Raw genomic sequence first — 20,622 nt, forward strand, 5'->3', positions numbered from 1 at the left:
CAAGTGTCGGTTATAAATGCAGCACATAGAACACAAAGATTTTTGTTGAATATAGCTGGTTGGTAGAATTTGTTTTAAGGTATTAAAAGCATGGCAAATCAAAGTGACCTGTTCGCAGGTCTTTCAGTGGCAATGATTACTCCCTTCAAAAATGGAGAAATCGACGAAGCTGCACTGCGGACTCTGGTTGATTACCACATTGAGCAAGGGACCGATACCTTGTGTCCCGTTGGAACTACTGGTGAATCACCAACTCTTTCACATGAAGAGCACAAACAAGTCATTTCCATTGTTTGCCAACATGCTGCTGGCCGCATCAAAGTTATGGCAGGGACGGGTTCGAATAGTACGAAGGAAGCAGTCGAACTGACGAAGTATGCCGAACAAGCTGGTGCCGATGGGGGGTTACACGTGGCTCCCTATTACAATAAACCGACTCAGGAAGGATTCTTCCAGCATTATCAGACAATTGCTGAGTCGGTTGAAATTCCAATTGTGATTTACAATATTCCAGGAAGAACTGCCAAGAATATTGAGCCTGAAACCATTATTCGTTTGGCAGAAATACCCAATATTGTTGCAGTCAAAGAATCGACTGGCTCAATGGATCAGGCGTCTCACATTCTTTCCGCTTGTGACTTATCGGTCCTGTCCGGTGATGATAGTCTGACATTACCACTGATGGCTTTAGGTGGAAAAGGAGTTGTGTCGGTTGTCGGAAATATTGTTCCCGGTGATGTGAAAAATATGTTAAATGCATTTAACGCCGGGGATTTACAACTAGCCAGAGAATGGCACTTCAAGCTTTTTACACTCTGCAGAAATTTGCTGGGGCTGGCTACAAATCCGATTCCCATCAAAGCTGCTATGCAATTGCTGGGTAGGGACAATGGAGAGGTTCGTCTTCCGATGACTCAACTCGATAAGGCATCGATTAAAGTCTTGGAAAAGACATTGGGAGATTATGGGCTGCTTTAATGCGTGCCTGGGATCCTATCAGCAAGGTATCGTTGAGAAGAGTGAGTACATAACAAGTGGTTGCTGGTCGAGTATGTTCACAGAAATAGAGTTCAAGTTTCACACATAACCTGTTTGGTAAGAGGTATCGCTAGTGATATTTGGTTTTGGAAAATCCCGGGATGACGAGGAAGAATTCGAAGAAGAAATTGAGCCGGTTTCCTTTCAAGGCGCATTAAATGGTCAACCAGCGAACCTGAAAGAAAATGCGAGACTGGTGAAAGCCGGTCTCATGCCTGCAAAAAATATCGTTACTGATGCTCTTGCTCTCCGTGCAGAATTCATTCGTTTTGAACCAAAAGGTGAGCGATATCAGGTTTTGTTTTATATAGACGGGGTCGCGAGTCCGGGACCAAAACTCTCAAAACAACAAGGTCTGGCTGTCATTCAGATTATCAAGCTGCTTTCAGGTTTGAATATCCAGGAACGGAAGCGACCGCAATCGGGTGGTGTATTAGCAGAGCTGGAAGAAGTCCCTTATCAACTGCGAGTATCGACTGCTCCTGGTCAATCGGGGGGCGAGCGACTTTCGATTAAAGCGATCAAAGTGAATGAGCCTTTAGATCGTCCTGATGATATCGGTATTTCTGAAGAAAATAAGGAACGTATTCGGGAGTTGGCGAAGGGCCGCAGTGGAGTCATTCTTGTCAGTGGCCCACCTAATTCAGGTACAACAACAACCACGTTTGGTGTTGTACGATCTGTGGATGCGTATCAATATACAATTTTCGCTTTAGCGGACCCTGAGCACCGCGAATTAAGTCATATTACGGTTCCGGATAAAAAAGACGATGACACTTTCGATGATGAGCTAAGAAGAATCATCCGTATGGAAGCGGATGTGATCTATTTGAAACCGGTTACGGATGAAGCATATGTGAGCAGTATGCTCAATGTGGTAAACGAAATCGCGATGATTGCGGAAATTTCGGCGAAGGATGCAATTTCGGGTTTGGTAAAGTTTTGTAAACTGGCTGGAGGTGTAGAGAAGGGAGTCAATGCGCTACGTTGTGTGGTAGGACATAAACTGATCCGCACGCTCTGCGATCAATGCAAGGAAGCATTCCGACCAAACCCAAAATTGATTGCAAAAATGGGGCTCCCGAAATCGACAAAAATGCTCTATCGACCACCCCGTCAAACCGTTGATGAAGACGGTAACGAAATCGAACCATGCGAAAAGTGTGACGGTGTTGGTTACTTTGGACGCACTCTAATGCTGGAAATGATCGTCATGAACGACGAAATGAAACAGCTAATCATCAGTGGGGCAGAACCGGCTAAGATCAAAGCGTTGGCTAAAAAACAAGAAATGCCGACCTTCCAAAAAGAAGGGATTCGCTTAGTCGCTGAAGGAAAAATCTCCCTGGATGAGCTGCAGCGAGCATTCAAATCGTCTTAAACCGCCATATCTATGCTCTTGTGACTTCCTTTACACAAAATATTGTCGGATTAGGCAAAATATATCGAAGATTCCGATTTTATGTGTCGATAAAGTTAGTACATGCTTTGTACTTATGTGTGACCTTGAATGTTGCTTCTCCCTGAAGTGGCTGGACTTAGTTAATAATCAAACTGATCCCAAGGTATTCCCGGCTCCTGTCTTACCCTGTTTACACGTCTTCCCAACAGGTGCCATTCGACAACTTTTTCAATCCGAGGAAAATCATGGTGATTCGCCAGATTAAAAATTGGTCAAGTGCAGGAATTCTAGGTTTAGCATTAATCGGAATCACTAGCACTGGCTGCCAGTCCAGCATCGGTGGTCAGACCTTGCCTTCTGCTTACTACTTACGTGATGATGTGCAGTTCTATCCTGCTGGCCCTGAAGAGCAGCTTTACAACCAGCGTGAAGTTCTTGAGCAATACAAACTAGAGAAGAAGATGCAGGAAGATCAGTAATCACCTCAAGCAGAATTGATTAGATAGTACGCAGCCTGGATTTGGGCTGTGATTTTCTGCTCGAAAGATTTGATTATCCTCGATCAAAACAGGGGGGACCCTTTCGCATTATTTATTGCCGTTCTTATGTGCTGGATTATAAGAACGGCAAGCGAAAGGAAATTAGCCGGACGTTGAGCACGGGACTCTCGCCCGGCTATTTTTGTGTACCAATCGCAGGCAACGATAGCATTAAAGGCTTTTTGACATTTTATCTGCCAAACGAGTCAACGCGGGACTGACATCGGTTGGCTCAAGATGCACATTGATCACACTCAGACTGTCTTTATTTGCTAGCGCAGCTTTGATTGCTTTTTCTAGATCGCCTTCTGTGCTGACTTCAAAACCCCAGCCTCCGCCAATAAGATCAGTAATATTATGGTATTTCCAGTCCGGAATATCATTAAAGGGGCCTTCTTGCAAGAAGCGTTCTGTTGTATAGCCTTTATTATTTAAGACAATCACAATTGGATTGAATCCCAGCTTGAGTGCTGTCGACAGTTCAAGACATGTCATCTGAAACGCACCATCACCCACTAGAACGATCGGCCGCAGATCCTGGTTAGCCACTTGAGCTCCAAGGGAAGCCGGGATCGCAAAGCCCATCGAAGTATAATACGCAGGGCTAAGGAATTTCGTATGTGTGCTGATCATTAAATCAACGGCCCCAAACAGGCAATCTCCCACATCGGTCACAACGACAGTTTCATCGCTTAAAATCTGATTGATACTTTCAAACAGATGTTTTGTAGTTACGAGCTTTGTAGGCTTAACAACATAGTCTACCGCATGCGGACGAACCTTCTCTGGAATTTTCCGGACAACGACCTTCATTTTCTGTTTTCCCAGTTCATGAACAAAGTCAGAAAAGATTACATCATGAAAATGATGGTAGCTGATACGGAGCTTTTCACTCGTTGCATAAATACACTTTCCTGGATCCAGATGCGCAGTATAAATACCCAGGTTAATGTCTGTCATAAATGTACCAAGAAGTATGACACAGTCGCTGTCTTCAACATAGCGTTGTACTTCATTTCGACCCATTGCGCCTTCATACACGCCTAAATAAAGTGGGTGAGATTCACTGACAACCGACTTACCCAAAATGGTGGCACACATCGGTATTTTGTGCTTTTCCGCAAATTTCAGGACTTCTTCACGTAATCCAAAGCGATGGACCTCTACTCCCGCAATGATGACCGGTTTTTTTGCCGCCTGAATCAATTCCGCTGCTTCGACAAGCGATTCACGTAAAGCGTGTTTGTTACTTGTTGGTTGTTTATCGTTTGGAATATGTGGAATCACGGCTTCCTTGTGAACACAATCTCGTGGTAACTCCAGATAAACGGGTCTTTTATATTTCACACAGGCTTCGAGGCAGCGATCGATTTCCTGGAAGGCAGTGATCGGGTCATCAAGTAATGCCGTTGCGACAGTAATTTTTTCAAAGACATCCCGTTGTGTATGGAAATCTTTAACCCGGTGATGTAGCAGAGGGTCTGTTTCTCGTTCTGACATACCTGGCGCACCACTGATAACAATTACTGGAGATTTCTCTGCATACGCTCCTGCGATGGAGTTACACAAACTCAATCCACCAACGCAATATGTTACACAAACAGCGCCGAGACCATTGACTCGCGCGTAGCCATCGGCTGCATAACCGGCATTGTCTTCCCGTGTCGTTCCGATGACTCGAATGGGACTCTCTTCAAGCATTCCATAAAATTGTAACACGAAGTCACCAGGAATTCCGAAGAGGTCGCTCAGGCCATAGTCCTCTAAACGCTGAATCAGATAACTGCCAATCGTGTGTACTTTTCCATTATTTTTTCCAGAAGCGCGTTTAGTGGGTAGCTTATTTAAAGAACGGGATTGATTGCTGTCCGATTTTGATTTGGAGATTGATTTTCGAGCTGCCATTTGAGAACCTTCCTGCAAGAGAGTGGAATAACGCCAGTGTGGAAGACCAGAATGATATCAAGATACATTATATCACTCTGCGGTTACGAAATCAGGGCGAATTTCGTAAGTCTCATCAGGAAAATAAGATACGGTGTTTTTTGTTTCGAGACTCTTAGTAGAAAGGTAGTCATTTTCAATTACTTAACGACGGATCAACTTGCGAATTCTTTGGCGTTCAGCATGTTTTACTGGCGGAGTATTTAGTGATCGAGAGGGAGTTGGAGCGGAATCGATTTCACTTCCAAATTGTCCCCAATAGCTTTCTAAGAGACGGTAACAGTCTAGATAGCGTTGAGAATTCCAAGCAAAAGAGAGGGTGGAAACAAGTTTCGTCATTTGTCTATCGTCTTCCGGGGAAATTTGATGAATCTGTAAATTGACATCATCGATCCATAATTTGTCGGACCCCAGTTTTTCGATTAAGATATGCGCATTCTTGATTTGATTGGTAGGAATGTCTTTTACTCGAAATAAATATTTTCGCCATTGGTGATCAACACTGACGATGGCCGATTGCACTTTCAACTTTTCATTCTGTTCTGCTTCTAAAGCAATTCTGACTTGCATTGCTTTCGCATCGGTTTTTAACCAGACGCTCATGTTTAGATAGCGGCTTTGATTTAACGGAATTTCATTCGTTTTCAGGGAGCTATTCCCCGGCATTTGATCCAGAACCAATGATACCTTACCGGAATGTGCCTCATTCCGATCTAAAGTCCAGGATTTTCGTTTTTGATTCTTTGCTTCCCAACCTGCCAAAATGTAGTCGCGGGCAGCGCCTTCTTCAAAGTCTGCATGTAAGACGACTGCAGTTGTTTTTTCAATCGACTGATGCAACTTTCGTAGATGATCTTTCTTTTTATCAATTTTCGTATATAAATCAGTTAATGCATTTTGATCAACTTTGCATTCTACAGATACAATTTGTACCTGAGGATCTTGAATTTCAAAGGCTTGAAAGTCAAATGCATCTAAAGAGACCGAATATTTCTGTGTTCCCTGCAATGATTCGATTGTGTTTACGATTTCACCATTCTCTAGATGAATGATAGCTGCCCTGGATGGTACAGCGAGTTCGACCGTTGCCTGACAAGCATATGGGAAATCGTTTACAAGATAGTAATAGGTTTTATCTTTTCCACGTGACAAACGAGCCACAACTGGTTGTTCTACTGATTCTACTGTTTGAAATGGCCTCGCCGGTAACTTTTGAAGCTGCGTACGAATGGAGCGAGTCGATTGCTCTTGGCCGAAAGGAATTGTCCAGCCTCCATCAAAAGTAACATACGGATCCAATGTGGCAATTGAGTGCACATAACGAATGCGGTTCGTAGCGTCTGATGATGAAACTTGGGAGACGAGCCAGGTAAACGCTGGTTGCCAGGGAGAAATCTGATCAAATTCAGGAATCCGTACTTCAACAGGAGAGTGATAAAATAAAGTACCGTTAATCTGAGTTTTAAAGGAATCATCAACAGTTGGATGATTATTAATAACGTGTGCTATCGATGACTTTTGCTGGCTGGTATAGAAGATACTGGGCCTTAAAACGACACAGTTACTGATCTGGTGGTAATCTGAAAAATCTAATCCCATTGCCATTAGAACAGGGTGAAACTGTGCTCCTGAATTTAACAAGGAAACAACATCGCCATTTATACTATGCGATGGTAATAATTTTCTTGTAGAAAAGATCATGCGAGTATCTGGTCGTTCTTTTATAAGAATTCCAGCCAAACGTTGATGCAGCTCTTTTATTTTCTGGCAGCGCCATTTTGTCCATTGTGGAAGCGCAGAAGTGGTTAAAAACTGATAGCGTTTTTCAAATTTGTGGGAATCCCGAGTTTCAGGAATCTTAACTCCGGTCTCTTTTTCAAATTGCGAAACTGTTTTATCATCGTAGCCCCACTTTAAACCTGGCAACTGAAGGTAGCCATTTAAAGTCAGCTGAACAGCTACGCCTTGAAAGGATGTATGATTTTTATAACGAGTGACTAACTCGCGAAAAATTTTGGCAATTTCATTTTGTACCTGTGGATTTAACGGATTGTAATAGGGAGCCTGTCCTCTGTTCGTACCTTTGGAATTTCGCCAGGTTTGGCCATATCGATTTACCAGTTCAATTCCCACAGCTTTATCGGATTCTTTTGCGATTAGATTCTCCAGGGACGGAATGATAGAAGAGAACTGTAATTCTGGTATTAATGCGAGATGTTCCCGGTCAAAAATTCGAAATAGCAGTTCTAAAACGTCTTTTCGGTAGATATCTTGTCCCGTAGAGTGATACACGCCGGAATCATAGCGGGGAGTGGGATCTAAATATTTTGATGGATAGATTGTACTTCCATCTGCCGAAACAGCCATGAGAAGACTGTTAAACTGATGATGAGTCAGATAAGCGGCGAGTCGATTTCCCGCTTCATAAAATGTCTGCCAGTCATCCAAACTTCGATTACTCATTGCATCCAGGGCTTGTGTCGCCCCAAAGATTTCGGGTAATAAAGGCTTTTGTAGATAAGGTCCAACAAGTCGTTTCTTCTCTACCTGAGTATCAATAACAGGGGAAACTTCCCCTTCTGAAAGTGGTAGCTCATAAACTTTTATTTGAGCAATCTCAGCAGGTACGTCAGATCCCAGGCTGTGCAATAGAATGATAGGATTATTGACTCGAGGCCAAAATATAACTTCTGATTGAGCATTGTTTGATTTTCCCTGCAATGAATTATGCAAAGTGGAATTCGATTGATAAACTCCTGAATCAACGCCTACTGGAACCAACTGGCCGGCTGCATCAGGCTCAAGAATACTAAAGCCTAGTTTTGATTGCTGTTTAATCGGATAAGTTAAGACAAGTTTATGTGGCTGGTTAGTTTTTCTGATTTTGAGATGGTAAGCAGACCAGGGGAGAGACGAGTCTGTCGTTGGAGTTGAGCCTGGAATCGACTTGAGCAGTGACTTGAGAGATTTTCCAAATCGCTTATGCGGACGACGCACAATCAAATCATGATGATTTTGGATCCCTTTCAAATTAAGTTCATCGACTAATGGTAACGTTTCATTAGCATGAGGTTGAATTGACGAACTATTCTTTTTTGGGGAGATGACCACAAACTGGGCGAATGCCTGGTGTCCCGTATCCATTTCGACTACCAGATCATAGGCTCCTTCGGTAGGCGCGGTAACTGTAAAAGCGAAACCCTCACTTAATAAGGCGTTCAGGTTTTGCTGCATGATCGCAATGGAACCGGATGCAATCAGTTCCTTGGTACGAGCTCGAAACAGTGACCAGTGCATTTCGGAACCCATTGTTGCATCAGTTGTCTGGAGAAACTTGGGAAATGCCTGAATCTCAATCACTTCATTTGGTTCAAATACCAGGTGTGGATGACTAACTTTTAAAGCGAAAGCATCTCCGGGGGACTGTTGAATAATTAGTTGAGCGTTAGTTTGGCTGATAGGTAATATTTGTTTCTGCTTCAGAATCTCTTTCAAGGCAAACTGATGTTTCATTACAATTTGCGGATCGTTTTGATCTTGTATGAAAACCTGCAGTTGTGTTGATCTATCTCCGCGAACTTGAAATTCAATACTATTAAAAACGCGGTTGGTTTTCGGTTGATACAATACTTTCTGCTTGGTTTGTGAAACGACTGATGATTCATCTGCACTGACCCCGAGTGAATTTGCGGTATCGATTTGGCCATTGATGATATCAAATCGAGCATTCCAGTTTCGAGGAGTTTGTTCCCCCCATTCGACCCGGAGTTTCACACTGACCAGACCATCCTGTTCTGCAGGCACAGAAATGGGGCTGTGTAATAGGGTTAAAAAAACGACCAATGTCAGAAACAGGTAATGTTTCACTGAATACCCACTATTTCATACCAGAGAAATTTGGTACTGAAGATTTGACGAATCTTGAATTGTGTGAGATGAAATGCCCGAAAGTTGGCTATCGTGAAATGATATCTTAGGCGAGTGAATGTGATTATAGTTATTTCAGCAAATGAGCCAAGAGCAATTTTTTTAGTGAGATACTGTGAAATAGAGTAGATTTTCAAAGAACACTCTTGACGTAAAACCAAAAAAATGTCAAAAGACACATCCTCTCTCTCATAAATTGCTTTGACTCTCAACAAAGTGTTTATGAATGTTTCAATGTGGCAGACTAAATTCTGGTCAATAAGACCATTATAGGAATGCAAATGTTGAGACGACAAATCTCACATCACTCTCTCTAACTGAATCCCTACCTGGACTGATCATGATGTTAAAAAACGGTTTTTCGCTAGGATGCGGCGCGTTGGTTCTTGCACTGTTCACAGGCTGTGCTTCGATGGTGGAAATGCAGGCTATTGAACAATTTGCAAACGCCATTGAAAATGATGATCTTAAAAAACTGAAACATCATAGTACAATGAAGTTTTCTAAGGTTGCCCTCCGAAATGAATCTTCGATTGATGATCTGAAAATACTCCGAATTCCAACAGGAGAAACCACGGTCGTTAATATCAAAGATGTTTCGAAAAATCATAAAAAAGTGGTCGTCGAAGTTGGGGAAAACAAAAAGAAACTGCTCTACGATCTAAAACAAGTCACCAAAACAGGCAAATGGGTCGTAGATGATATCTATGTCAAGCAAAAACAAAAAAATCTGTCTGTGATGAAATCAGTGTCTGAGCAGATGGATTTATTACTCACTGTTCGCGAATTTGTATCTGCCTGGGAAACTGGAAACCGTGACGACATTCTCGGTACAACGGATACAAAATTTAAAGAGGTTCTGGAAGAACTACATCCTGCATATCTGGCAAGGCTTTCTAAAAACATTGCAGGCGAACCTCAGAAGTCGAAAAAGAAGAAGAAACCTGATGCACAGTTAGACAAAAATATCGCCATCGTCAGGTTACCACGTAAATCGGGACAGATGGTGATCTCAATGCAACTTGAGAAAGGCAAATGGAAGGCAACAGATGTTGCCGTAGAATCAAAGATCGACGGCAAGCATGTGAAATCTGCCAAAAAACAGGCGAAAATGTTATTGGCTGTAAGTCATTTTCTGGATGCCTATCAGCAAGGCAATAAAGATGATTTGAAAAAATATGCGACAGATCAATTTTATCGAGGCAGCCTGGCTTTTGGAGACCTGACATTAGCTCCGTTACCTCTGGCAGCTGATGCTGCTGCAGATTATGAACTCAAAATTGAAAGTAATCTGGCAAGTTTTGTGACTCATGCTGCAGGTAGAATGATCAGCTTGTCCCTGATTAAAATTGAGTCTGATGAAATCGACATTCCTGAAAAGTATCTGGTAGAGGAAGTCACACTGTTTCATGAGCAGGATAATCAGCAGATCAATCTGACATCTTTATTTTCAGCCCGTGCTATCACAAAGTTGTTTGGTGATGCTCTTAATAAACGTGATATGAAAATTCTTGAATTTAGTTCGACACCAGATTTTTCTGCACGAGTTTGGAAAAGGGTAAAACCGAATTTAGTCCAGCAACTGCCGATTAAAGAGATCACTGGCGACGATATCAAAATACTGGATACAAAATTCAATGGTGCCGTAACGACGGTTGCCGTGCGACAAGGAAATCTCCCCCTGACTTATATTTTACGAGAGCATTTAGGGCATCTTTTAGTCGATGACATTCAACTCGACCTAAAGGGGAGACCATCTTCTGTGAAAGAGACTCTGGAAGTAATGATACAAGTGCAAAATTATGCGTATTATTTACATGAACAGGATATTCGAAGACTGCAAAGAAATTCCTCACGTGATTTTAACGAAATGGTTTGGAGACAAGTTGACCAGGTTCCTGAAACTGCTTACCAGATTCCAGAGTTTCTTATGACTGAACTATCCAGTCTCGATCGTAATGAAAATGAGGAATACTGTCGTATTCAGCTAGGCGACAATTTCAAGGGAGCCATCGTCATGATGAAAAAACAGTATGGCAGACTTGTGATTGATGATATTACGATTATGACTGATAAGTTTGCCTCTCAGTCGGTTTCGATGAAGAAAGAACTGCGATTAGCTATGGCGGCAGTTCCAGGCAAGCTACGACAACATAATGTCCAGGCAGCATATACAATCACGAATAAAGAAGATTCAGACACGAAGCCACCGGTTATTGAGCCTGCCGCATTCGAATCGCCTCAACAGGAGCCTTAAAATTGATCGTCAGGCCGTTCTTCGTTGATTGAATTTGAATTCAAATAGCGAATGTGTTTGTGAATTCTGACATTGCTGCTTTGATATCTGGTTTTTAAGTGACCAGTATCAAACAGGTCCTCCCGTATTTGCTCAAGATCATCTGAACCAATGGCATCGGTAAAGATTTTGGAAAGATAATCGACTCCGAGCTTGGATGGCTGAAATCGATGCTCATCATAAAATCCTAAGTGCAATAATCTGGGGTGGATACCCCGCCAAGAATCTCTCAACGCATTTCCATTGATGGAACTGACATAAAAACCTTTCTGTTCACTCCACTGCAAGATTGCAACATAATTATTTTGGCGTTGTACGATCAGGTCGACCGCTTTACCCCCCAATTGCGTTGCATAAAAACGATCAAACAGGATGGGACGTCCACCACGTTGGGTGTGCCCAATTTTTCGAGTAAAGGTAGCAGATTTTGCGAGTTCATGTCGTCTTCTGGAGACAAAGTAGTGATCGCCGAGTGAATCGATCAGCATATTTTGCAACACTTCGGCAGCACCACTGAAAATCACGTTCCCCGCAGGGTCTACACTTTGAGAAATATCACCGAGTCGTTTTCCATTTTCATCTCGTAAACCTTCTCCGATGACAATCACCACGTTTTTTTGAACATCGTACAAATCGCGTACCCGTTGTTCAAATCGTTCGTAATTCAGAGGGACTTCCGGGATCAGAATGATATCGGGTTGACCATAGGCGGATCCCAGTGCCAGATAACCAGATTCTCGCCCCATTACTTCGACTATGGCGATGCGGCGATGACTTTCGGCAGTTGTTCGGATGCGTTGGACCCCCTGAGCACAGACATAAACTGCTGTGGCATAACCGGGAGTGGCAAAATTCACAATGTCGTCTAATTCAATGTCTTGTTTGCTAGGCAGTTTTCGGAAGTGCTCTTTTTTTGTTTCCGGGTTCACTTCTCGAACCCACTCATTAGTTTCGTCCAGATAATTCAAACCCAGATCATTGTCGATGGTCTTGGGAGCCAACACGCATGGCATAAATTGGGAAACAGGTTGCATCCCATTAATTGTCCCATCACCGCCAATACAGATTAAACCCTCGATGCCGAGTTGATCTAAACGTTTTTTGACGAGCTTCAACTCGTCTGAATGCGATTCATCAATGTAAGTACGAGAGGAGCCTAATATTGTACCTCCACAACGTGGATCAAGCTCTGGAATTGTGGAGTACAAGGGATTAAGTCGCAGGTGAGGTACGTTGGGATCTAGCAGCCCACCAAATCCTTTGATAATTCCTACTACTTCAATGCGTAGCTCATTTGCTCGTTCGACGGCTCCAAAAATTGTCGCATTCAAAGCCGGTGTATCTCCACCTGCCGTTAAGAGTGCAATCCGACGCATACTGATCAATTCCCTCTGAAGTTCGAGTTAGATTTTGAAATTACCTTTGGTTTCAGTATCCGATAACCTGAAGGGTAGACTTTAGTTAAGATTTGAAAAATGTGATTCGCTATTTACCCTTTTTGAAGATTTGCGATAATACGATATGTATCTCCTGATATTTCAGCACTATAGCATAGACTCAACAGTATCAGGTATTCTCGCATCGGATAATGATCTTGTTCAAATCGGATTTCAGGTATTTTTGAGAACTTTTGATGCACATTATCTAATGAATGTCATCAGTTAGATTCCTTAACTCTTTGTTTTACCTATATACTTAGAGTTTCGCTTCATAAGAGGTTTGACATGAAATATATATTTGGTTGTTTTCTCTCTGCAATCCTGGGTGGTCTGATTGTTACATCAATGAATTCCCCATCTCGTAGTTGGATTTCACTTTCACAAGCACAAGGTCCACCACCTAAGTTGACGGGACCGAGGATTTTACCTCCTACGCCATTAGGCCCGTCAGGTTCGAATCCACCAGTGGTGAAAGATTCAAAATTACCTGACCAGCAGAAAGTCTTTAATGCACGTGGGTTGACGCCCGAAGAAGAAGTCAATGTGAGTGTGTACGAAAAATTAAATAAAAGTGTGGCACACATCACAACGAAAAGTACAAAAACAGATGGTTTTTTCTTGCTTGAATATGATACGGAAGGTGCTGGTTCTGGAGCGATCATTGATAATGCAGGGCATATTCTAACGAATTATCATGTCATCGAAGACGCTCAAGAAGTTAATGTAACGTTGTTTAATGGAAAGTCTTACCCGGCAACTTTTGTTGGTGCTGACGCGATTAATGATATTGCTGTGATTAAAATTGAGGAAGATCCGAGTGTCTTGAGTCCAGTAGTTATGACAGATTCCAGTCAATTAAAAGTCGGTCAAAGAGTTTTTGCGATTGGCAATCCTTTTGGTCTCGAACGAACGATGACGTGTGGCATCATTTCAAGTTTGAACAGATCATTAAAACTACGTGGTAATCGTACAATTAAATCGATCATTCAGATTGACGCTGCTGTAAATCCCGGTAATTCAGGAGGCCCCTTACTCAATTCACATGGCCAGTTAATTGGTATCAATACTGCTATTGCCAGCAAGACCGGCCAAAGTTCAGGTGTCGGTTTTGCAATTCCTTCGAATTTGGTGGCGCGTGTGGTTCCACAGTTACTGACACACGGCCACATGATCCATCCAGAAATCGGAATCCAGCGTGTCTACGAAACAGAACAGGGATTACTCGTAGCTAAGTTAACTCCCGGAGGCCCAGCTGAGAAAGCAGGGATACGTGGCCCCAAAATATTGCGACAGAGAAGAGGTTTGATTGTGATTGAGCGTGTTGATCGCGGAGCCGCAGATTTAATTGTTGCCGTTGATCAAAAACAGGTCAAATCCGCGTCTGATTTTCTTGACTATATCGAAAGTAAAAAGCCAGGAGACACGGTGACTGTGACTGTTCTAAGAGGCAAAGAGCAAACTCCTACCAAAGTCTCAGTGACTTTGACGGCCAGTCACCCGAGTCGGTAACAAAAAAAAGCTCCCTGAATGCATGATTCAGGGAGCCTTGATGTAAATTGTGAATAAGCTTAGTTCAGTGCAGGTTCAACGTTAATTCGTCGACCTTCCTTGTCGAAGTAGACTTTTCCCTCAACCAGCGAAAAAATGGTATAGTCTCTCCCCATACCGACATTTTTACCAGGATGCCATTTTGTTCCACATTGACGGGCAATAATATTTCCTGCCAGGACGCTCTCACCGCCAAACTTCTTGATTCCACGGCGTTGTGCCTCTGAATCACGCCCGTTACGGCTGGAACCTTGTCCTTTCTTATGAGCCATTTCTTTAATCCTCAGATCGCAAAACTCACCCGCATTTAGGGGGTATCAGTAAAAAACGTGTTATTTAAGGCCGTATATTGGCGAATTAGGCCAGAACTTGCAAGTGATAATCGTATTTGACGCTCAGATCTCGCTTTTTTACATGGATTGGTAAAAATTAAGGCTTGGGGGCATCAGGATCTTCCAGATTCAGCACTTTTTTCATCGTAGCTGCCGTTTTAGGGTCATCGGGCAGATAAACCCAGTAAGGATTCCCTTTCGGACGAAATTCCTGTTCCTGTTGCCCAAATTCATCGCCAGGTCGCCAATATTGCTGTACCAGGACTTTTCGTAGGGCAATCGTTTTTCCGTCAGGTCCTTCTACATTTTTATAGCCATTTGAGAGTCCCGAAAAGAGCAAAGTAAAGTAATCTGTATTTGGGTCGATTCCGGTCCACACACAAACACCATAAATCGCATTTTCATCTTTTGCATTTTTGGGAGTTTCAGCTGGTAGTTCGCCAATAATATCGACAGCATTCTTAAACTGGCGTCGTTCTCGTTGATTAATGATTTTCTCTGCCTCAGGAAGAATCTGATTGGGGTAGATTTTCTGTTGGCCATTATCGTTGGTAATCAGTGTCACTTCAGGAACAAATAAAGCTGGCCCTGGAGGCGGAACTTTTTCATTTTCAGGAGTGAATTCGTCTATATCGTCACGTCGTTCGATAGGACGAAGGACGCATTTGTATACAATGTACCAAACTAAGGTTTTCTCTTTCTTGCCGGTTTTGGGGTTCGTCAAGTCCATGCGAACCATCCGCATCGGCTTGAAAGTCGCATCAAGTACCCATAACGATTTCTGAGCTGCCCGTTCCTCACCTGTGGCTGCTATGTCAGCTTTAATCGTAAAGCCACGAGTCAAATTTTGAGCAACGGCTTGATTATCAGTCCATGAAAGATGCAAACATCCACAAATCAAAAAGATCAAAGCAGATTGGTTACGAGAATAACGCATAAAGAACCTCAGAGCTTCTGGCGAATCAACATTGAGAGCTGTTTTTGAGAGTACCAGTTTATCGACGTATTCACTGAAACTCCAACAGAGACTTTGTCGAAAATTATGAACGGTACAAATGAATATTTCCGAAATTGCAAGATAGTGCAACAGCTTTTAGCGACATCCACATAATCTGACTATACCCGTGCTGAGAATGGATGGTCAAGCTCTTGATTTGAGATCTCAGTGATTTCGCTGGCAAATTCAGGGCATATCCATATTGGCTCACGAATTTAAGTGATGATCTGAGCCTTACCTGAACCACACAGTCGATTAATCAGCATAAACGCTACAAACGACAACTATTGTAGAGTATGTTTTGATTCAGGGACTATGCTTTAATGCAAGTCATGTCCAGTCAGTTGTTGTTCGATTTCATCGGCATGTTGTGCGACAGCCATGACACTTTTGCGAATGTCCTCGGCATCAACAGTCGAACGCGGGAATGTATCGATCATCACAAATTTTGTCTTGCCATCTACTTCGCGGATGGAGATTCCGCCATGTGAAATCTCTGAATTCAGTCGAAGTGCTTCTTCATAATATTCAGGCTGTGCATCGCAGCAAGTGCTGTAAATCAATAATAATCGTTCATGCATCTGATGATCGCTACGTTCGATAAACACAGTTTGTTTCCGCTTACCAGATTGTTTGACTTCCAGAATATATTGCAGTCCTTTGCGTTTCCAGGAGACATTCTTATTTCTGCCAAACGCTTCGAAAAGCATCGCTTCAATATTCTTCACTTGCCCCAAAACGGCATTCAGAAACTGTGCTGCCATGAACCCATTTTGGAATCGGTTGGCAGGACTCTTATCCAGCATCAAAGAGACACATTCCGCAATCTCCAGTGAAATGTGAGGACACAACTCGCGCACACTTGGTGTGGGTTTGGACGTCACTTCCTGAATGAGAGAATTGAAATCCTGCCCACGATGAGGAAGTTGTCCTGTTAACAATACAAAGAAACAAACTCCCAACGAATAAATATCTGATGTGGCCGTGGCAGGAGATCCCTGAAATAACTCGGGGGCCATGAAGTTCGGTGTACCTGCTAAGGATTCGTGTGAATATAATTGATCGTCAGCATTAATTCGTTTTGCCAGGCCGAAGTCCGCAATTTTAGGTACTCCCGAACTGGTTAAGAGAATATTCTCTAACTTCAGATCCTGATGAATAATCCCTTTCATATGCGCAGTTCCCAGGCCAGAGGCAATCTGCGCGATTAACGAAGTTGCATGTAAGGGATTAAGTGGGCCATCTTCTCGGATGATATGACTGAGTGCTCTACCAGCGACCAATTCCATTTCGAGAAACCGGTAACCGCGCGCTTCACCAATCGCATGTGCCGTTACAATGTTCGGGTGGTTTAATGTGGCAACAGCGCGGCCTTCATGAAAGAAACGCTCCACATAATCTGGATCACGTTCAGCCAAGCGTGGCAACAAAATTTTCAATGCACATTGTCTTCCCAGATCACGGTGAGTTGCCAGGTAAACCATCCCCATTCCACCGCGCCCAATCAACGATTGACATTGATAGACATGTAAATCCGTGCCAATAATAGGATCTGCTTCCTCAGAAGAAAAGGGGGGGACGACAGGAACTCGTGCATCCAAATTATCAAAAACGATTGTTTCTTCTAAGGCAGATGCAGAGATATCATCTACCTGTGCGCCACAAACAGGACAAGATTTTTCCCCTCCCTCCTGGAAGAAACTCGAGTTACAGTTGGCGCAGTATTGAAGTTGGCAATGGTTTTCTTTTGTATCCTCTTCAAGGTCTTGTTCTGATGACATTTCTATAATTTGCTCTTCGGAACAGTTAACATCTGTGATTAATGAGTCGTTCATTGATGTGGCCCTGCTAAATATCATACCTGAATTTGAGGTAAAAGCGATAACTGGTTTCCTTGAGATGGGGGTGTTGTTCTTTATGATTCGCTTGGAAGTTCAGATTATTTGGAATGAATCCCGAATTTCCTGAAAAAAACATGAGTTCGCACTTCTTAACCGAGACTATATAAACATAGACTGCAGCAAAGCCATTGAAGTTCCATCCGAAATGGTTTTCGTGACATAAAATATTTGAAAAAAATAAGTTACATCAAAACGTCTTGTTGTTCTTTCACGTCAGTAAGGACATTATTAGCCAGAAACAGAATATCGTTATGACTGATTCTGAAAATACACCTGCCGATGAGTCCGAATCGAAAAAAACCAATTTGGCTCAGAACAATGTACCTGAGAGCAATAATCAAAGTCCAGAGTCTCAAGACTTTTCTGAAGTCGTTGAACAGGTTGTCAATGATGAGGAAGAGCAAATCGTCTGGCTGGCCGATGACCAAGCTGCACCTGACCTGGAAACGCCAGTGAAAGTACACCCGCCGGGTCCCGGGTTATTGGAATCAATTGGCTGGATGTTCGGTGTCATTGGCGCGCATTTCGCAGGTGGTCTGGTATTTATCGTTGGTGTGTTTGTTTATCTGATTACTACATCAAAAGTAGGACCGAAGCCCCAGGAAATAAGTAATCAATTTAAGCAGTTTCTTGAAGATCATGTTCTCGAGTTAGCGGGAGTCGAACAAGGTGTCTTTGTTTTGATTGTCATGGCGGCAGTCGGATTACGTTTGGGGAGAGGTACTTTTGCAAAATTAAACTTGCAACCATTTGCCTTTTCTACTGGCTTATTGTTTTTCATTACAGTTCTTCCACTCTCTTTGATTTCAGGAGAACTTTATCGGGTCACTTTTGATGTTTGGAGTCTCTTTGCTGATCAGTGGCCAGTGTTAAAACAGTTCGATGAAATGAATACGATGGAAGCGGTAAAGCAGATGGCCGAAAACAGTCCACTGTGGGCACTAGTCATTGTAATTGCTGTTTTTCCTGCGATTGGCGAGGAGTTGGTTTTTCGGGGTGCGATTGGCCATGGACTTCTGGCACGTTGGGGATTAATCCCTGGAATTCTGATTACTTCCATAATGTTTGGAATGGTTCATGCGCATCCGGCACATATTGTCGCTGTCATACCGTTGGGTATGTTTATGCATTATGTTTACTACGTCACGCGCAGCTTTTGGGCTCCCATTCTGGTGCATTTTTTGAATAATGCGTTTGCGGTATCCATGGCGAAGCTTGCGACCTCTCTACCAGAAGAAGCGGCAAAATTAGGTGACGAAACACAGGCCGTCCATCCCATGATAACTTTATCTGCCAGCCTGTTTATCGCCGTTGTTTGCTTTTATTTATGGAAAACACGTTCGCAATATCGTAAAGAAAATGGTGAGGTGTGGACCCCGGGATACGTTTCAAACGAAAGCCCACCGCCAGATACAAGCATCACGCTGCAACGAGATAAAATCACTTACGGAATCTATTATTATATGGCTGCGCTCTTTCTGGTGTTTCTTGGCATGGTACAAATCTTTGGAATCGAATAATCTCTAATCCAGATAAGCAGTTTAAAGATTTTAGAGCGTTTTTAAATATTCCAAAACTGCTTGTTTTTCAGCCTGATCTAAATCGTTCGGATAATAATGTCCACTCGCCGATTTCCCAAATTGTGTTGTATCAAAATAGGTCCGTTTTTCCATTTTGGATAACTTTTCTGGAAGCATTGGAAACGATTTGATTTCTAAACCAACTTTGTTGATGTCATATCCATTTTCCGTACGTTTCCAAACTTGAGGACGTTCTTCAGGATGCAATACATGCCACAAAGTTGGCACCGAACCATTGTGAAAATAAGGGGCAGAAGCCCAAACACCATTCAGTGGAGGCGCAACATATCCTCCTGGTGCTTCAACAACTGGATCTTTTCCGAAGCGGGAAAGCCAGCTCTGATTTAAAGCGGCACGATACGCAACCGGTAATGAATTCAATCGCGCCGAATCAGTTTGCAAATCAGCAATTGGTATCGTTTTCTCTGGATAGGTAGAGTTGTCGCCATAAGTTCCATGGCAGCGCGCACAGTGATGATTAAAGATTTTCTTTCCTTGTTGGGCAAGTTGCTTGTCGATGTCCCAGCGATAGTGGGGGGCCTCTAATGACTCAATGTAAGCTAGAATGTCAGCAAAATCGGATTCCCAGTTTTTAATTTCACTTGCATTATTTTGTGGCACCAGAATGAACTGCATCAATACCCTATGATTTTTTGTGACGAAGGCATCGGTGTAAATTTTCTGTTTTCGTTTCACATTCCACCAGGCAGGGGGATCCATATCATGGTGTAATAATTGAGGAATCGAACGGCTTTTGTCAAAATTCATCTCAGGGTCACGGAGTGAATCAAGAATGACTCCAAAGATCACCGAGTTAGTGGTTCCATGTGTCGTTCCCAATGGCATGCCCAGCGCAGCCATGTCCAGATGGCTCAATTTCTTGAGTTGCTGAAGTTTCACTTTGCTGACATCTTCCGTGAGTGTGTGTAATGCGACGTGGCTATTGGGCGCACCGGGAATTACAGAGCCAGCAACTTTTCCTCCATGACAAGTAAAACAGTTCATCACCCATTTTTGTTGAGGAGTCACGACATAGCCTAATGGAGCGGACTTCGAATCAGGGCGTTCCATGATTCCATAATAGGAATAGATCATCTTGCGGCGTGCTGCGGGTGATGCCTTTTCTGCTTTCTCTTTTAATTCCTCTGGCCAGACTTTCCAGAGATCGTCAAAGACTGCTTGATCAAAATCAGGTGGTAAGTACGCTTTTGACGTTAAGAACCGGTATCCCCGATCGACTGAAGATTCTTCCGCAGATATTGGAAGTGAGCAACTCAATAATGTCTGAAAAATGCAAATGAAAATGCATAGAAGTCGCATTGGTTTTCTCTTTAGAAATTCAAATTAGCTAAATTGAAATGACACATTCAATCATACGGTAGTTGCCACTTTTAAACAAAGCTAAGCGAGTTCCGGAGAGAGTAAAGCGATCCTCGTTTAGCATTTCGGTCGGTTTCTTATTTTAGTACCAGTGAGCAAAAAGGCGAGCAGAACCTTAAATATTCAGTCTCATTATTGAGTAGCTGGTTTATGGATGAATTTCACCAAAAGTTAATAATTATTCCAGATTTTGAGGGGATTTCTTCATCTCAAAGGAGAATCTAAGCGGGAGTATATTCTCAAATAGTGGAATTTCCTTCGATTTAATCCCTGTTTTTATCTAGGTGATATTTCTCTTT

General features: G+C 42.8%; 13 protein-coding genes. 6 read left to right on the forward strand and 7 right to left on the reverse strand.

Annotated elements, in window-relative coordinates:
* The first annotated feature begins 90 nt into the window (after positions 1-90).
* The 3 genes from dapA (at position 91) to V202x_RS21885 (ending at position 2,919) form a co-directional block, all read left to right on the forward strand.
* Complete coding sequence (gene dapA, locus V202x_RS21875) at positions 91-978, forward strand: 4-hydroxy-tetrahydrodipicolinate synthase (protein WP_145178967.1); 888 nt, start codon at positions 91-93, stop codon at positions 976-978.
* A gap of 133 nt (positions 979-1,111) precedes the next feature.
* Complete coding sequence (locus V202x_RS21880) at positions 1,112-2,419, forward strand: ATPase, T2SS/T4P/T4SS family (RefSeq protein ID WP_145178968.1); 1,308 nt, start codon at positions 1,112-1,114, stop codon at positions 2,417-2,419.
* Between the two features lie 266 nt (positions 2,420-2,685).
* On the forward strand, positions 2,686-2,919 hold the full coding sequence (locus tag V202x_RS21885) for a hypothetical protein (protein ID WP_144985832.1): 234 nt from the start codon (positions 2,686-2,688) through the stop codon (positions 2,917-2,919).
* A gap of 231 nt (positions 2,920-3,150) precedes the next feature.
* On the opposite strand, the gene V202x_RS21890 is transcribed toward V202x_RS21885, so the two are convergent.
* Together V202x_RS21890 and V202x_RS21895 are read right to left on the reverse strand one after the other, a co-directional pair.
* On the reverse strand, positions 3,151-4,884 hold the full coding sequence (locus V202x_RS21890; protein ID WP_145178969.1) for an alpha-keto acid decarboxylase family protein: 1,734 nt from the start codon (positions 4,882-4,884) through the stop codon (positions 3,151-3,153).
* Positions 4,885-5,067: 183 nt separating this feature from the next.
* The gene (locus V202x_RS21895; protein WP_145178970.1) at positions 5,068-8,790 is read right to left on the reverse strand and encodes a family 10 glycosylhydrolase; all 3,723 of its coding nucleotides are present in this window, start codon (positions 8,788-8,790) and stop codon (positions 5,068-5,070) included.
* Positions 8,791-9,190: 400 nt separating this feature from the next.
* On the opposite strand from V202x_RS21895, the gene V202x_RS21900 reads away from it, so the two are divergent.
* On the forward strand, positions 9,191-11,107 hold the full coding sequence (locus V202x_RS21900) for a hypothetical protein (RefSeq protein WP_145178971.1): 1,917 nt from the start codon (positions 9,191-9,193) through the stop codon (positions 11,105-11,107).
* Here the strand turns inward: V202x_RS21900 and V202x_RS21905 are convergent.
* Positions 11,104-12,522, reverse strand: a complete 1,419-nt coding sequence (locus V202x_RS21905; RefSeq protein ID WP_145178972.1) for a 6-phosphofructokinase — start codon at positions 12,520-12,522, stop codon at positions 11,104-11,106. The genes V202x_RS21900 and V202x_RS21905 overlap by 4 nt on opposite strands.
* Positions 12,523-12,870: 348 nt before the next feature.
* On the opposite strand from V202x_RS21905, the gene V202x_RS21910 reads away from it, so the two are divergent.
* Positions 12,871-14,094, forward strand: coding sequence for a S1C family serine protease (locus tag V202x_RS21910; RefSeq protein WP_232098627.1), 1,224 nt, complete (start codon positions 12,871-12,873; stop codon positions 14,092-14,094).
* Positions 14,095-14,153: 59 nt separating this feature from the next.
* On the opposite strand, the gene rpmA is transcribed toward V202x_RS21910, so the two are convergent.
* From rpmA to V202x_RS21925, 3 genes are all read right to left on the reverse strand, one after another.
* Positions 14,154-14,405 (reverse strand): 50S ribosomal protein L27, encoded by a 252-nt coding sequence (rpmA, locus tag V202x_RS21915; RefSeq protein WP_144985837.1) that lies wholly within the window; start codon positions 14,403-14,405, stop codon positions 14,154-14,156.
* Positions 14,406-14,562: 157 nt separating this feature from the next.
* Positions 14,563-15,402, reverse strand: a complete 840-nt coding sequence (locus V202x_RS21920; protein ID WP_145178973.1) for a hypothetical protein — start codon at positions 15,400-15,402, stop codon at positions 14,563-14,565.
* Between the two features lie 380 nt (positions 15,403-15,782).
* The gene (locus V202x_RS21925) at positions 15,783-17,297 is read right to left on the reverse strand and encodes a serine/threonine protein kinase (RefSeq protein ID WP_197993037.1); all 1,515 of its coding nucleotides are present in this window, start codon (positions 17,295-17,297) and stop codon (positions 15,783-15,785) included.
* Positions 17,298-17,614: 317 nt separating this feature from the next.
* Here V202x_RS21925 and V202x_RS21930 point away from each other — a divergent pair, with 317 nt between their 5' ends.
* A complete protein-coding gene (locus tag V202x_RS21930) occupies positions 17,615-18,883 on the forward strand; it encodes a CPBP family intramembrane glutamic endopeptidase (RefSeq protein ID WP_145178975.1) in 1,269 nt (422 codons plus the stop codon).
* Between the two features lie 30 nt (positions 18,884-18,913).
* Here V202x_RS21930 and V202x_RS21935 read toward each other — a convergent pair whose 3' ends face one another.
* Positions 18,914-20,263, reverse strand: coding sequence for a c-type cytochrome (locus tag V202x_RS21935; RefSeq protein ID WP_145178977.1), 1,350 nt, complete (start codon positions 20,261-20,263; stop codon positions 18,914-18,916).
* Positions 20,264-20,622 lie beyond the last annotated feature (359 nt).

The sequence above is a fragment of the Gimesia aquarii genome (assembly GCF_007748175.1).
In the GTDB taxonomy this organism is placed as follows: Bacteria; Planctomycetota; Planctomycetia; order Planctomycetales; family Planctomycetaceae; genus Gimesia; species Gimesia aquarii_A.

Coding starts and splice junctions, on each gene's coding strand:
- dapA (WP_145178967.1), top strand. CDS start 91: ATGGCAAATCAAAGTGACCTGTTCGCAGGTCTTTCAGTGGCAATGATT.
- V202x_RS21885 (WP_144985832.1), top strand. CDS start 2,686: ATGGTGATTCGCCAGATTAAAAATTGGTCAAGTGCAGGAATTCTAGGT.
- V202x_RS21890 (WP_145178969.1), bottom strand. CDS start 4,884: ATGGCAGCTCGAAAATCAATCTCCAAATCAAAATCGGACAGCAATCAA.
- V202x_RS21900 (WP_145178971.1), top strand. CDS start 9,191: ATGATGTTAAAAAACGGTTTTTCGCTAGGATGCGGCGCGTTGGTTCTT.
- V202x_RS21905 (WP_145178972.1), bottom strand. CDS start 12,522: ATGCGTCGGATTGCACTCTTAACGGCAGGTGGAGATACACCGGCTTTG.
- V202x_RS21910 (WP_232098627.1), top strand. CDS start 12,871: ATGAAATATATATTTGGTTGTTTTCTCTCTGCAATCCTGGGTGGTCTG.
- rpmA (WP_144985837.1), bottom strand. CDS start 14,405: ATGGCTCATAAGAAAGGACAAGGTTCCAGCCGTAACGGGCGTGATTCA.
- V202x_RS21920 (WP_145178973.1), bottom strand. CDS start 15,402: ATGCGTTATTCTCGTAACCAATCTGCTTTGATCTTTTTGATTTGTGGA.
- V202x_RS21925 (WP_197993037.1), bottom strand. CDS start 17,297: ATGAACGACTCATTAATCACAGATGTTAACTGTTCCGAAGAGCAAATT.
- V202x_RS21930 (WP_145178975.1), top strand. CDS start 17,615: ATGACTGATTCTGAAAATACACCTGCCGATGAGTCCGAATCGAAAAAA.
- V202x_RS21935 (WP_145178977.1), bottom strand. CDS start 20,263: ATGCGACTTCTATGCATTTTCATTTGCATTTTTCAGACATTATTGAGT.